This window comes from Hominenteromicrobium mulieris (assembly GCF_046197855.1).
Classification (GTDB): Bacteria; Bacillota; Clostridia; order Oscillospirales; family Acutalibacteraceae; genus Hominenteromicrobium; species Hominenteromicrobium mulieris.
Map to the genome: position 1 here is coordinate 1,283,077 of NZ_CP173188.1, position 14,325 is coordinate 1,297,401.

At 54.5% G+C, this 14,325-nt stretch carries 12 protein-coding genes; 9 read left to right on the forward strand and 3 right to left on the reverse strand.

Annotation, left to right across the window (positions count from 1 at the left end; all coding sequences use genetic code 11):
- Positions 1-27: 27 nt before the first annotated feature.
- Both ACI0CA_RS06140 and pyrR read right to left on the reverse strand, forming a co-directional pair.
- Positions 28-462, reverse strand: a complete 435-nt coding sequence (locus tag ACI0CA_RS06140; RefSeq protein ID WP_446806455.1) for a DUF523 domain-containing protein — start codon at positions 460-462, stop codon at positions 28-30.
- Positions 463-504: 42 nt separating this feature from the next.
- The gene (pyrR, locus tag ACI0CA_RS06145; RefSeq protein WP_446806968.1) at positions 505-1,071 is read right to left on the reverse strand and encodes a bifunctional pyr operon transcriptional regulator/uracil phosphoribosyltransferase PyrR; all 567 of its coding nucleotides are present in this window, start codon (positions 1,069-1,071) and stop codon (positions 505-507) included.
- 173 nt (positions 1,072-1,244) lie between these two features.
- On the opposite strand from pyrR, the gene upp reads away from it, so the two are divergent.
- The 8 genes from upp to ACI0CA_RS06185 all read left to right on the forward strand — a co-directional run bounded on the left by upp (position 1,245) and on the right by ACI0CA_RS06185 (position 9,337).
- The gene (gene upp / locus ACI0CA_RS06150) at positions 1,245-1,910 is read left to right on the forward strand and encodes a uracil phosphoribosyltransferase (protein WP_308448135.1); all 666 of its coding nucleotides are present in this window, start codon (positions 1,245-1,247) and stop codon (positions 1,908-1,910) included.
- Positions 1,911-2,263: 353 nt separating this feature from the next.
- Positions 2,264-3,739 carry a uracil-xanthine permease family protein gene (locus tag ACI0CA_RS06155; protein ID WP_417398871.1) on the forward strand — a complete coding sequence of 492 codons (1,476 nt, stop codon included), beginning with the start codon at positions 2,264-2,266 and terminating at the stop codon, positions 3,737-3,739.
- A 144-nt stretch (positions 3,740-3,883) separates the two neighbouring features.
- Positions 3,884-4,693 carry a M15 family metallopeptidase gene (locus ACI0CA_RS06160; RefSeq protein WP_446806454.1) on the forward strand — a complete coding sequence of 270 codons (810 nt, stop codon included), beginning with the start codon at positions 3,884-3,886 and terminating at the stop codon, positions 4,691-4,693.
- Between the two features lie 166 nt (positions 4,694-4,859).
- Positions 4,860-5,060, forward strand: coding sequence for a 50S ribosomal protein L31 (gene rpmE / locus ACI0CA_RS06165; RefSeq protein WP_176821220.1), 201 nt, complete (start codon positions 4,860-4,862; stop codon positions 5,058-5,060).
- A 99-nt stretch (positions 5,061-5,159) separates the two neighbouring features.
- Entirely contained in the window at positions 5,160-5,783 is a 624-nt protein-coding gene (locus ACI0CA_RS06170) for a YigZ family protein (RefSeq protein ID WP_176821221.1), read from the forward strand.
- A gap of 125 nt (positions 5,784-5,908) precedes the next feature.
- The gene (gene dnaG, locus ACI0CA_RS06175) at positions 5,909-7,681 is read left to right on the forward strand and encodes a DNA primase (RefSeq protein ID WP_308448138.1); all 1,773 of its coding nucleotides are present in this window, start codon (positions 5,909-5,911) and stop codon (positions 7,679-7,681) included.
- 94 nt (positions 7,682-7,775) lie between these two features.
- Complete coding sequence (gene rpoD, locus ACI0CA_RS06180; protein WP_176821223.1) at positions 7,776-8,873, forward strand: RNA polymerase sigma factor RpoD; 1,098 nt, start codon at positions 7,776-7,778, stop codon at positions 8,871-8,873.
- Positions 8,874-8,896: 23 nt separating this feature from the next.
- Complete coding sequence (locus tag ACI0CA_RS06185) at positions 8,897-9,337, forward strand: RrF2 family transcriptional regulator (protein ID WP_308448139.1); 441 nt, start codon at positions 8,897-8,899, stop codon at positions 9,335-9,337.
- Between the two features lie 220 nt (positions 9,338-9,557).
- Here ACI0CA_RS06185 and ACI0CA_RS06190 read toward each other — a convergent pair whose 3' ends face one another.
- On the reverse strand, positions 9,558-10,199 hold the full coding sequence (locus tag ACI0CA_RS06190; protein WP_308448140.1) for a hypothetical protein: 642 nt from the start codon (positions 10,197-10,199) through the stop codon (positions 9,558-9,560).
- Between the two features lie 381 nt (positions 10,200-10,580).
- Here ACI0CA_RS06190 and rpoB point away from each other — a divergent pair, with 381 nt between their 5' ends.
- A complete protein-coding gene (gene rpoB, locus ACI0CA_RS06195; protein ID WP_446806453.1) occupies positions 10,581-14,306 on the forward strand; it encodes a DNA-directed RNA polymerase subunit beta in 3,726 nt (1,241 codons plus the stop codon).
- The last annotated feature ends 19 nt before the right edge of the window (positions 14,307-14,325 follow it).

A 14,325-nucleotide genomic window follows, 5' to 3' on the forward strand; every position in this document is an offset into this window, starting at 1 on the left:
TAATCCTTTGTGTTAAGATGTTTTGCTTTACAGCGGCAGCTGATCCAGTTCGTCCTCTGTAAACACCGGGATGCCGTTCGCGTTCAGAAGCTCCACGGTTACACCGTTGCCGGGAATCTTGTTGCCCGTAAACGTGCCATCGTAAATGAGTCCCTTGCCGCAGGACGGACTTTTCGCCTTCATCACGGCAAAATCCACGTGGTTCAGCTTCGCAAAGTACAGCGCCGTTTCTGCGCCTTTTGTGTATTCCTCCGTCACGTCTTTGCCTGCACAGGAGATTACCTTGTCACCCTGCCGTTCCGCCGGGTCGCGAGGCGTGGGCAGGCCGCCCATCTGTTCGGGACATACGCCGATGATCGTGTTGCTTTCTGCAAGCTTAATGAGCGCATCGCACTTGCAGCCGTCGCCCTTATAGCGGCATTCGCAGCCCAAAAGGCAACTGCTTGCCAAAATTACAGCCATGTTTATACCTTCTTTTAATTTGATTTTTGCACTAAAAGCGGGTCATTGCCCGTAGATTTCCGGTTCGTTCTCGTCCTGCTCGTAGATTTCCACGTTCGTCTTGCCGTCCACAGCTTCCAAATGCACGGCGATGATCTCGCGTAGAGAGGTGGGGATATTCTTGCCCACAAAATCAGGGCGAATGGGCAGCTCGCGGTGACCGCGGTCGACCAAAACGACCAGCCGAATGCGCGCCGGCCGCCCGAAACGGAACACCGCGTCGATCGCCGCGCGCACCGTGCGGCCCGTAAACAGCACGTCGTCCACCAAAATGACTTCCTTGTCGTTGAGGTCGACCGGAAGCGTCTGCGTGTTCACAGTCGGCAGGTCGTGCCGCTTTGTCAGGTCGTCACGGTAGAATGTAATATCCAGTGTGCAGGTTTGCACCTTTACACCTGTGTGCGCCTCAATGTTCGCCGCAATCTGCTCTGCAAGCGGCACACCGCGCGTTTTGATGCCGATGAGCACTACGTTTTCAAGGTCGCGGCTTTTTTCAATGATTTCATAAGAAAGCCGCGTCAAAGCGCGCTTTACGGTAACATCGTCCATCAGCTGGGCTTTCAGCTTCATAGGCATGCTTGTCAATCCTTTTCTAAACTCTTTGATTTATTGTAGCATTTCGGCGCTTTTCCGTCAAGACGCGTCTCTTTCGGTTGATTTTTGTCAAAGCGTGTGCTATGATACTCTTTGAAAATAAACGAAACAAGGCGGTGCGCCGTCTTACGGACTAAGGAAGGTCAAACATGGAAGCATATCTTTCCAATCTTACGGTTTTCAACCACCCGCTCATCAAGCACAAGGTCAGCCACCTGTGCGACGTTAACACCGGCACCAAGGAATTCAGCGAACTCGTCAAAGAGCTTGCCATGCTTATGGGCTATGAGACACTCAAGGAGCTCAAAACGAAGGACGTGGAGATCCAGGCGCCGCTGCAGAAGATCATTACCCCGGTGCTTGCAGAGGATTTCACTATCGTTCCGATTCTGCGCGCCGGTCTCGGCATGGTAGACGGCCTGCGTGAGCTTTCGCCCACGGCAAAGGTCGGCCACATCGGTCTTTACCGCGACGAGGAAACCCTAAAGCCGATGACGTATTACTTTAAGCTCCCGGTCGATACCGCAGACGGCCCCGTCGTCGTTGTTGATCCGGCGCTTGCAACAGGCGGCAGCGCAGATGCAGCCATCCAGTTTTTAAAGGACGCAGGCTGCAAGAACATCAAGTTCATGTGCATTTTCGCGTCCGAAGTAGGCATCAAGCTGCTGTATGAAAAGCACCCGGATGTCAAAATCTACGCGGCAAACTACGCACCCGGCCCGCTGAACGAGAACGGCTACATTCCCACCGCAGCCGGCGACGCAGGCGATCGCCTGTGCGGCACAGTCAGCTATAAGCCGAATAAGAACCAGTAATCCTTGTAAACGTAAAAGCTCTTCGCATGGTTCGGAGAGCTTTTTCTGTATTTCATCGTCTTTTTTGATAAACATTCACAAACTATTCACAAGTGCGCGAATTACGTTGACTTTCGTCGAATATTGTGCTATAGTTTAGCGTTAGAAAACGAAATACGATCTTTAACCCCGATACTGTGATATTGGCAAGATTGACTCTTAATACGTCTTTACAGACGGCGTGCTGACAAGGCTCAAGCTCTGCCTATTTTACAGGCAGAGCTTTTCTTTATGTTCGGAAAAGCATAGGGGAGAAGAGAACGTGTTTTGGGGTAAGCAATGAAACCACGGTTCGGAAGAAAGGAAATGATTTCATGAAGTTGATTTACGGCATCGAAGATAAGCCGAAGTTCAGCAAAACACTGGTCTTCGCATTCCAGCAGATGATCGCCATCATGGCGGCTACGCTGCTCGTACCGCTGCTTGTCACCAGCTACGGTCTGCAGGCAGACGCCGCAGCCGCACTGTTCGGCGCGGGCATCGGCACCATCGTATACCTGTTCTGCACCAAGCGCAGAAGCCCGGTATTCCTCGGCTCCTCGTTCACCTTCCTCGGCGCGTATGCTGCTACAATCGGTCAGAATTACGGCTACTGGGGCATGCTCATCGGCGTTGCGTTCGCGGGCCTTGTTTACGTCATCATCGGTCTTGTCATCAAGGTCGTCGGCTCCGGTTGGGTCAATAAGCTGATGCCGGCCGTCATCATCGGACCGATTGTTGCGCTCATCGGTCTGTCCCTCTCCGGCACGGCAACAAGCTGGATCATGGGCAACGGCGCTGCAGCTGTCGTATACGGAGAGACCTACAACTGGGCTGCCATCATCTGCGGCATCTTCACTTTCTTCATGATTGTCATAGCGTCCGTTAAGGGCTCCAAAACCGTCAAGCTCATTCCGTTTATCGTCGGCATCGGCGCGGGCTATGCGCTTGCACTCGTCTTTACAATCATCGGCATGGCAACGGGCACAGAGAGCCTCAAGCTCCTTTCCTTCCAGCCTTTCATCGATGCATTCGGCACATTCAGCATCACCAGCATCGTCGATTATCCGAAGTTCTTCTTCCTCAAAGCAATCGAGACGAACGGCCAGTATCCGCTTGATGCGGCTGCCATCGGCAACATCGCCATGATCTACATTCCGATCGGCGTCGTCGAGCTCGCACAGCACATCGCTGACCACAAGAACCTCAGCACGGTTGTCAACCGCGACCTCATCGCAGACCCGGGCCTCGATAAGACCCTCATCGGCGACGGCCTCGGCTCCATTGTGGGCGCGTTCTTCGGCGGCTGTGCAAACACCACCTACGGCGAGTCCATCGGCTGCATTGCCATCACCGGCAACGCTTCCATCGTTTCCATCCTCACCGCGGCACTCGGCTGCATGGTGCTTTCCTTCTTCACTCCGTTCGTCGTGCTCATTAACTCCATTCCGAAGTGCGTCATGGGCGGCGCGTGCATCGCGCTCTACGGCTTCATCGCCGTTTCCGGTCTCCAGATGCTCCACCGTGTTGATCTCGGCAACAGTAAGAACCTGTTCGTCGTCAGCTCCATCCTCGTCTGCGGCATCGGCGGTTTGTACTTCGGCTTCGGCACGAACAGCATCACCGGCGGCGCTCTGCTGAACATCACGTCTTTGGCTGTTGCCCTCATCGTCGGCATTGTCACGAACCTCATCGTCAATAACGGCAAGCTCAGCAGCGGCGAGGACGGTCTTAGCAGTGCAGCTTCCGAAATGGGAAAGGTAGACCCGGAAACCACCGAGATTCCCTCCCGTAAAAGCAAAAAGAAGTAATTCTTCAAAAAATAGCGTTAACTGAAATGCACAGCGCCCGGGCTTCACGGCTCGGGCGTTTTTCTGTTGTAAAGGAATTCGACTTGCTTTTTTCCCGTCATCCGATATAATAGTAAAAGATACCGAAAGAAAGGGGAGAGCACCGTGCGGAAACGAAAAAAATACAGCCCCATCCAAAAGCCGCGTCCGCTGCATTTGGAGCGCATTATGAACCTAAAGCGTTGGACGGGCATTCTGCTTATCTGTGCCGCCGCTTTCATGGCGCTTGCACTGTTTGTCATGTGGGGTTTGCCGGTGCTTTTCCCGCCCGAAGATCCGAAGGATTCCCTGCCGCAGGCCACCGTACTGCCCACCGCGTCCCCCGCTGCAAGCACGGAGGAAAACGACCTGCCCGTGCTCGAGGACAGCGTGAATCTGTTCGTCATCAACGAAGACCACCCTGCGGACGCGGATTTCGCCCCCGAGGAGACCGCCGAGTTTGACAGCGTCACGGTCGATGCCCGCATTGTGCCGGCACTCACCGCACTGTGCGATGCCGCAAAGGCAGACGGTGTCACGCTCAAGTTTTCCGGCGGCTATGTGTCCTATGCAGAGCAGGAAGCGCTTTATAACGCCGAAGTCGAGCGCCTTATCGCGGCAGGTTCCACCAAGATTATGGCGCGCGAAGACGCAAAATCCACCGTGTCCGCGCCCGGCACAAGCGACCTGCAAAGCGGCCTGTGCGTCACCGTGCAGAACGACCCCGTAACGTTTTCGACAACGGATACCTACGGCTGGCTGCAAAGAAACATGGCGCATTACGGCTTTGTGTTCCGCTATCCAGCCGGAAAAGAGGATGAAACCGGAATTAAACGCAATGATCTTGTCCTGCGCTATGTCGGCACAGAGCACGCCGCCGCCATCCGCAGACTCTCCTTTTGCCTCGAAGAATACCTTCGCTACATCGGCGCCTAACGAAAAAAACGGATGCTTTCGGGAAGAAAAAGAAAAAAGTTTTCTGTTTTTTTGAAAAAGACCTTGCATTTTAGAATTTTTTGTGCTAACATAATTAGCGCTATGTTTATGTGTTAACTTCGCTGTTAACCGACTAACCGCAGATCAACCGAAAGAGGTGACAGATATGAAGAATATACATCCGGACTACCAGGAAACGACCATTACCTGCGCATGCGGCAATGTGATTCACACGCGTTCCACAAAGAAGGACATCCGCGTTGAAATTTGCTCCAAGTGCCATCCGTTCTTTACGGGTAAGCAGAAGCTGGTTGATACAAGCGGTCGTGTTGATATGTTCAACAAGCGCTACGGTATCACGAAGTAAATTTATATGGATCGTTCAGGGCGGTGCTCTTTCGGGCATCGCCCATTTTTTCTCCAAAGGCAAATCGCGTTCGTTTCAAAACAGAGGGGAGCGGTAAAAATGGCAGAGTACAAAACCGTGCGGAAAAACGCGCAGGACCAGTTTGTGGAAAAGCGATCGCGTTTCATCGGTTATGCCTGCCCGGTGCAGACCGAGCAGGAGGCGCTCGATTTCATCACGTCCAAAAAATCCGAGCACTGGGATGCCAGTCACAACGTCTATGCGTATATCCTGCGCGACGGCACCATGCGCTTTTCGGATGACGGCGAGCCGCAGGGCACGGCCGGTATGCCGGTGCTGGATGTCCTGCGCAAAAGCGGCGTTACGGATGTCGTCACGGTTGCCACGCGCTATTTCGGCGGCATTCTGCTCGGGGGCGGCGGTCTCGTTCGCGCGTATTCGCACACCGCGTCCATCGCCCTGCAGGCGGCACAGATCATTACCATGCGCGAGTGCCTGCTGTTGTCGCTCACCTGCGATTACGGCCGGTACGGCCGCGTTGCATCGCTTGTTCCGGAATGCGGCGGCGTGACGGACGATACGGTCTTTGAGGAAAAAGTCACCGTCAAATTTCATTTGGCGCCCGAGCTGCTCGGCACATTCCGCAAAAAACTTGCGGATGCCACAAATGGGCAGGTCGATGTGACAGAAGACGGAAAAAAATTTTTTGAATTTGAAGAATAAAAGAAGTAATTTCGCCGTTTGCGGCGTATATAATACTATGAGGGCAAAAATCAGGGCGTTTTGCTCCGAGCTTTGCCCGTAATCCCAACGGCATCGCGCCGGCGGTCACGAAAGGGGGCGGTGGAATGCCGTTGCCGGAGTCCTTTATGCAGGACTTAAAATCGCGCTGCGACATTACAGACATCGTTTCCTCGTATGTCAACCTAAAGCGGCGCGGCAAAAACATGGTGGGACTGTGTCCCTTCCACAACGAAAAATCACCGTCCTTCAACGTCTACCCGGAGAATAACTCGTTTTACTGTTTCGGCTGCGGCGCGGGCGGCGATGTCATCACATTCATCCGTAAGATTGAAAATCTCGATTACATCGAGGCCGTGAAAATGCTCGCGGACCGCGTGGGGCTGCAAATGCCGGAGCAGGGCGTGGACGATTCCATGAGCCGCCTGCGTCAGCGCGTGCTGGAAATCAACCGCGAATCCGCCCGCTTTTTCCACAGCGCGCTTTTAAGCCCGGAGGGTAAGCCGGGGCTTGATTATTTCGCGCGCAGACGCCTGCCCATGAAAATGATCCGCCATTTCGGGCTCGGCTGGGCGCCGGAAAGCCGCTTTGCGCTCGTTAATCACCTGCGCTCCAAGGGCTATTCCGAGCGCGAGATGATTGCGGCGAACGTCGCGGTGGAGACGCGCTCCGGCCGCGCGATGGATCGTTTCCACGCACGCGTCATGTTTCCTATCATTGATCTGCGCGGCAACGTGGTCGCGTTCGGCGGGCGCATTTTGACAAACGAAAAGCCGAAGTACATAAATACATCGGATACCCCGGTCTACCACAAGAGCAGCGGTCTTTTCGCGATGAATTTTGCAAAAAACGCGCTCGAAAACGACCGCATCATTTTGGCTGAAGGCTATATGGACGTCATCTCGCTGCACAAAGCGGGCATTGAAAACGCCATTGCGTCGCTCGGCACGGCACTCACCGCAGAGCAGGCGCGCATCATTGCCCGCTATGCGAAAGAGGTCGTCATTTGCTACGATTCCGACGAAGCCGGTCAAAAGGCCGCACAGCGCGCCATTCCCATTCTGCGCGGCGCAGGGCTTTTGGTGCGCGTCATGGCCGTGCCCGGCAACAAAGACCCGGACGAGTTCATCAACGCATGCGGTGATGAAGGCGCGGCGCGTTTCCGTAGGCTCATTGAGCAAAGCGGCAACGATGTGGAATACCGCCTTGCAAAGCTGAAAAGCGGGTATGATTTAAGCAACGAAAACGGGCGTATTCAATACCTGATGGCCGCCGTAGAGCTGCTGGCGGGCCTTGAAAACGCCATTGAGCGCGACGTGTACGTCAGTCGCCTTTCGCAGGAATTGAATGTTGACAAAAACGCCATTTTGCAGCAGATGTCCGTTTCCGTGCGCAAAAAAGCGCGTGCGGCGCAGCGGCAGCAGCAAAGGGACATGACGGAGCAGCTTTCCGCGCGGCGCGATACCGTAAACCCCGAAAAGCGCCGCTATGTCCGCGTGGCCAACGCCGAAGAGCGGCTCATCGCGTGCCTTTTCCACAATAATGACCTCGCACAGAGCCTGAACCGCCGCGTGCCGCCCGAAAAATTCGTGACGGCGTTCAATCGCCGGTTATATCAGAGCCTCCTGGGCAAGATTATAAACGAAGAAACGGTCACATCACCGCAGATTACAGACTTTTCGGCGGAATGTACGCCGGACGAAATGGGCCGCCTTGCGAAGATTGTGCAGGAAAACGCCGGCATCACCGCCAAAGACGCGGAAGAATACGTGCAGATCATTTTGAGCGAAGGCGCGTTGACCGATACCGATAAGGTGCGTGGTGCGAACCCCGCCGACCTGCAGGCGCAGCTCGATGCACTGCGCAAACAGAAAAAATAGGAACGTTATGCTTTAAAACAGAATGGAGATAAAAAGGCAGCGTGCAGACGCTGCCGAGGGAATAAGGGAAAACACAGGAAAGGTATGATAAACTATGGCAGCACCCGATAAGAAAACCGTGATCCGCGATCTGATTGAGCTCGGCAAAAGCAAAGGCCAGCTCACCACAAAGGAGATCCTCGACGCCATCGGCGAATTGGATTTCGACCCGGAGCACATTGAAAAATTCTATGATACACTGGAATCGCACGGCATTGAGATTATCGATGACTTCAGCGATATCCAGATTGATGACATCGACCTTTCCAAAGTATCCGGCGCAGATACGGACGATTTTGATGCCGGCATGGGCATGGAAGGCGTCGCCATCGATGACCCGGTCAAAGTTTACCTGAAAGAGATCGGCCGCGTGCCGCTGCTTTCCTCCGAAGAAGAAGTGCGCCTTGCCATCGCCATCAAGGACGGCGACGAAGCCGCGAAGAAGCGCCTTTCCGAAGCGAACCTGCGTCTTGTCGTCAGCATCGCGAAGCGCTATCTCGGCCGTGGCATGCAGTTCCTTGACCTCATTCAGGAGGGCAATCTCGGCCTCATCAAGGCTGTTGAAAAGTTCGATTATACAAAGGGATTCAAGTTCTCCACCTACGCAACGTGGTGGATTCGTCAGGCCATCACGCGCGCCATCGCCGACCAGGCCCGCACCATCCGTATCCCGGTGCACATGGTGGAGACCATCAATAAGGTGAAGAAGGTCTCCAGCCAGCTGCTCCACACGAGCGGCCACGAGCCGACCGCGGAGGAAATCTCCGACGAGCTCGATATGCCGGTTGATAAAGTGCGCGAGATCATGCGCGTCGCGCAGGAGCCTGTCTCCCTTGAAACGCCGATCGGCGAGGAAGAGGACAGCCACCTCGGCGACTTTATCCCGGATGACGACGCACCGGCCCCGGCAGATGCCGCTTCCCATACGCTGCTGCGCGAAACGCTCGGCGATGTGCTCGATTCCCTCACCCCGCGTGAGGAAAAGGTGCTGCGCCTGCGCTTCGGCCTTGAGGACGGCAGAAGCCGCACGCTCGAGGAAGTGGGCAAGGAATTCAATGTCACCCGTGAGCGTATCCGCCAGATTGAAGCAAAGGCGCTCAGAAAGCTCCGTCACCCGAGCCGCAGCAAGAAGCTGAAGGATTTTCTGGATTGATCCCGAAAGGATAGGCACATACCATGCACATGACACTGGAAGCGGACTACGCAGTCCGCATCGTGGAATTTTTGGCCGTGAACCCCGGGCGCGCAGATGCCAAAACGATCTCGGAGCGCACAAGCGTCACGCTGCGCTTTACGCTGAAGATTCTGCGCACGCTCGTTTCGGACGGCATCGTGCGCTCGTATAAGGGCGCAAAGGGCGGCTATGAGCTTGCAAAGCCGCCGAAGGAGATCACGCTGCGCAGCGTGATCGAGGCGGTGGAGGGGCCGTATATGATTTCCCGCTGCCAGGGCGATGCGTACAGCTGCCAGCGCACCTCGTGCCGTTTGCATCACATCTACGGTGAGGTCTCGCAGCTTGTGCGCAATAAGCTGGAGTCCTACACGTTCGCGTCCATCTGTGCCTGCGAGGATACCGAGGCGGACGAAAAAGGCGAGGGGAAAGAGGCAGAAACGTAAGCGAATCCGCGTAAAAGTACACGCAAGTACATACTTAAAACGCAATCATTCGTTTTGAAAGTGGCTTTCGCTTTTTAACTTAATTTCTTCGGCATCCAAAATTCAACATAAACAAAACAAAAACCTTCCCGGTTTCGTTTCCGTTTGGAAACCGGGAAGGTTTTGCGTGTTTTTAAGCGGTATGAACGCTGTGAGACTCTGCACGGGCAAGAGCTACGGTTCAGTTTATGCGGCTGCCGCCCCATTCCACCGCTGTGAAGCCGTCGCGGGCGGGAGCGGTGAGCGTTTGCGCGGGAATGTCGACTTTCTCTTCAAGCGGTTTCCACGCCATGAAGACCCGAAGGAGCGTGTCGGGCGCGGGGGAGATATCCAGCTGCGCCACCTGCGTATAGCAGTCGGACTGAAACGCGATGAGATTATAGGGATTTTCCTGCATCTGGGGAAGCCAGTACACGATGAATTCATTCGCTTCTTTGCGGGTGAGTCCGAGGTCGCGCAAGGCATTTTCGAGGAAAGCGGCGGTGTCGCTGCCCGCTACGCAGAAGCCGTGGGAAAGATCGTATTCCGCGCTGTCCGTGCCTTCCCAGTACAGGTAGTTATACGTTTGGCCGTCCTCGTCCGTCAGAGTACCGTCAGGTTTCGCCGAAACATGCCAGCCGGTTTTGTAATTCGGGTAGGTGCAAGTGAGCGTTCCGTCGTACGCGAGCGTAACCGAGATGTCCGTTTTTTCTTCCGGATAAAGATAAATCACCGGCTTTAACGTGAGTTGCTCTTCTTCGCGTTCACGGCATGCCGAAAGCCCGCACACGAAGCTGATTGCAAGGGCAGCGGCGAAAATCTGCTTTGCGAAATGCTTTTTCATACAGTGTTCCTCCTCAAATTAAAATGATTAGCAGCGGATAAAAATAAAGCCCGATTGCAGTTTACAAGGTCCATGTGCTATCGGGTATACGGGTCAAAATTCAATTTATTCTGCTTTGGAATTTGAGAAAAGAAAAAGGGAATAAAACTCGAAAAATTTCGGGAAAAGGCTTGACAAATCCACAGATACGGTGTATCATATTACAATGTATCATCATGGATAGATATGCCATTTCTTTCTCTGATCTGCATTATAACACAGTTCCGAAAAATAATCAAGCATAATCTATAAAATTCACATGAACGGATATTCTTTCCGCCGTTTTTAAGTGATTTTGCTTAAAAACACGGGTCAAATACTAAGAATGGAGTGGTTGAGTCAATGGTGAATGTTAAGCCGGTACAGCTTGGCAAGAACACACGCATGAGCTTCTCGCACATCAATGAAGTTCTCGATATGCCGAACCTGATCGAGATTCAGAAAAATTCCTACGACTGGTTCCTGAAGGAAGGTCTGAGGGAAGTTTTTGACGACGTCTCCGGCATTACGGATTTCAACGGAAATCTGGTTCTGGACTTCGTGAACTACAAGCTCGACGAAAAACCCAATTACACGGTAACGGAATGCAAAGAGCGCGATGCTACCTATGCGGCAGCCCTGCGCGTCACTGCACGCCTTCTCAACAAGGAAACGGGCGAGATCAAGGAATCTGAAGTCTTCATGGGCGATTTCCCGCTGATGACACCGTCCGGCACCTTTGTGATCAACGGCGCAGAACGTGTTATCGTTTCCCAGCTTGTTCGTTCTCCGGGCGTCTATTATAAGATGGAGTACGATAAAACAGGCAAACAGCTTTTCTCTTCCACCGTCATTCCGAACCGCGGCGCATGGCTGGAGTACGAAAACGATGTGAACGACGTACTCTACGTGCGTATCGATAAAAACAGAAAGCTTCCGATGACCGCGTTCATCCGCGCACTCGGTCTCGGCACCGACGAAGAGATCAAGGAATACTTCGGCGAAGACGAGCGCATCCTTGCGACCATCGATAAGGATACCACGCACACCATGGAGGAAGGCCTCTTTGAGGTGTACAGAAAGCTCCGTCCGAGCGAGCCGCCCACGGTTGAAAGCGCGCAGTTCCATTTGAACGGCCTGTTCTTCGACCCGAGACGCTACGACCTCTCCAGAGTCGGCCGTTATAAGTACAATAAGAAGCTGAACCTTGCCGGCAGAATCACCGGCCGTCAGCTTTCCCGCCCGATCGTCAACCCGGCGACCGGCGAGGTGATGGCAGAGGCGGGCACCGTTGTGTCCCGCACGCTTGCCGAAGACATCGACAACGCCGGTGTGACCACCGCCTGGGTTGCCCTTGAGGACGACAAGGAGACGAAGGTCATCTCGAACGGCATGGTCGATATCGCAAAATACGTTTCCTTTGATGCAGAGGCAGAGTGCGGCATCAACGAACGTGTGCGCTACGCAGTGCTCTCCGAGATTCTCGAAGAGTGCGGCGACGACGAAGAGAAGCTCAAAGAGCAGCTCACCGCACGTCATGACGAGTTGATCCCGAACCACATCATCATTGATGATATTTTCTCCTCCATCAACTACATGACCTGCCTTGCTGTCGGTCTCGGCTTTACGGACGATATCGACCAGCTCGGCAACCGCCGTATCCGTTCCGTCGGCGAGCTGCTGCAGAACCAGTTCCGCATCGGCTTCTCCCGCTTGGAGCGCGTGATCCGCGAGCGCATGACGCTGCAAGGTCAGGATATGGAATCCCTTACACCGCATTCTCTCATCAATATCCGTCCGGTCGTTGCAGCGATCAAGGAATTCTTCGGTTCTTCTCCGCTGTCCCAGTTCATGGACCAGACGAACCCGCTGGCAGAGCTGACGCATAAGCGCCGTCTCTCCGCTTTGGGCCCGGGCGGCCTTTCCCGTGACCGTGCGAGCTTCGAGGTTCGAGACGTTCACTACACACACTACGGCCGCATGTGCCCGATCGAATCCCCGGAAGGTCAGAACATCGGTCTGATCTCCTATCTTGCAACGTTCGCAAGAATCAACCACTACGGCTTCATTGAAGCGCCGTACAGAAAGATTGATAAGGCGACGGGCAAGGTTACGAACGAAGTCGTTTACATGACGGCGGACGTGGAAGACGAGTTCATCGTTGCGCAGGCAAACGAAAAGCTGAATGAAGACAACACCTTTGCAAACGACAGCGTTCTCGCACGTTTCAAGGGCGAGTTCATTCAGGTTGAGCCGACCCGCGTCGATTACATGGATATTTCCCCGCGTATGGTCTTCTCCGTTGCAACGGCGATGATCCCGTTCCTCGAAAACGATGACGCGAACCGTGCTCTGATGGGCGCGAACATGCAGCGTCAGGCAGTTCCGCTGCTCCGCACCGAGTCTCCGATCGTCGGTACCGGCATGGAGTATAAAGCAGGCGTCGACTCCGGCGTCTGCGTCCTGTGCGAACGCGCAGGTGTCGTTAAGAGCGTCAGTGCAGACCTCATTCGCGTGACGACCGATAACGGCGATATCGACGACTATGTCGTCACAAAGTTCATGCGTTCCAACCAGAGCACCTGCATCAACCAGGTCCCGATCGTCAACCGCGGCGACCGCGTTGAAGTGGGCGATGTTCTGGCGGACGGCCCGGCCATTAAGAACGGCGAGATCGCGCTTGGCAAGAACGCGCTCATCGGCTTCATGACCTGGGAAGGCTACAACTACGAGGACGCCGTTCTGCTAAACGAGAAAATCGTACGCGACGACGTTTATACCTCCATCCATATCGAAGAGTATGAGATGGAAGCCAGAGATACAAAGCTCGGCGCGGAAGAGATTACCCGCGACATCCCGAACGTCAACGAAGATCTGCTGCGCGACCTTGATGACCGCGGCATCATTCGTGTGGGTGCGGAGGTTCACGCCGGCGATATTCTGGTTGGTAAGGTCACGCCGAAGGGCGAAACCGAGCTGACCGCCGAAGAGCGCCTGCTGCGCGCCATCTTCGGTGAAAAGGCCCGCGAGGTTCGCGATACGTCCCTCCGTGTTCCGCACGGCGAGTACGGCACCATTGTGGACGTTAAGGTCTTCACGAGAGACAACTGCGATGAGCTGAGCCCCGGCGTCAACAAGGTCGTGCGCTGCTATATCGCACAGAAGAGAAAGATCTCCGTCGGCGATAAGATGGCCGGCCGCCACGGTAACAAGGGTGTTGTTTCCCGCATTTTGCCGATGGAAGAGATGCCGTTCCTGCCGGACGGTACACCGCTTGACATCGTTCTGAACCCGTTGGGCGTTCCGTCCCGTATGAATATCGGACAGGTTCTCGAGGTTCACCTCGGCATGGCGGCAAACGCACTCGGCTGGAAGATTATGACCCCGGTATTCGACGGCGCACACGAAGCGGATATCCGCGAGTGCTTCCGCATGGCGGGCATGAGTGAGGACGGCAAGTTCCGTCTGCGTGACGGTCGTACCGGCGAGTATTTCGATAACCCGGTTACCGTTGGCTACATGTACTACCTCAAGCTCCATCATCTTGTTGACGATAAGATTCACGCCCGTTCCACCGGTCCGTATGCCCTCGTTACCCAGCAGCCTTTGGGCGGCAAGGCGCAGTTCGGCGGCCAGCGCTTCGGCGAAATGGAAGTTTGGGCGTTGGAGGCTTACGGCGCGGCTTACACCCTGCAGGAGATTCTGACGGTGAAGTCCGACGACGTTGTGGGCCGTGTAAAGACCTACGAAGCCATTGTTAAGGGCCAGAACGTGCCGAAGCCGGGCATTCCGGAATCCTTCCGCGTTCTTATCAAGGAACTGCAGGCACTCGGCCTCGACATCAAGGTACTGGATAAGGACAACGAGGAGATTGACCTGCGCCAGAGCTTCGACGATGACGATGATGTGGGTCTCACCCCGGGCGATCAGGTCTTTGATGAAGAAAACGTCGCAACGGACGGCGATTTCGACGGCTATTCCATCGAGAACGAAGACGGGGAAGAGGACAACTTCTTCTCTACCGGCGACGATGATGAGTTTGAAGGCTCCGATAACGATTTGTTTGACGGCATCGACGACGAGTTCTAATTTCGGGTGAAAGGAAAGG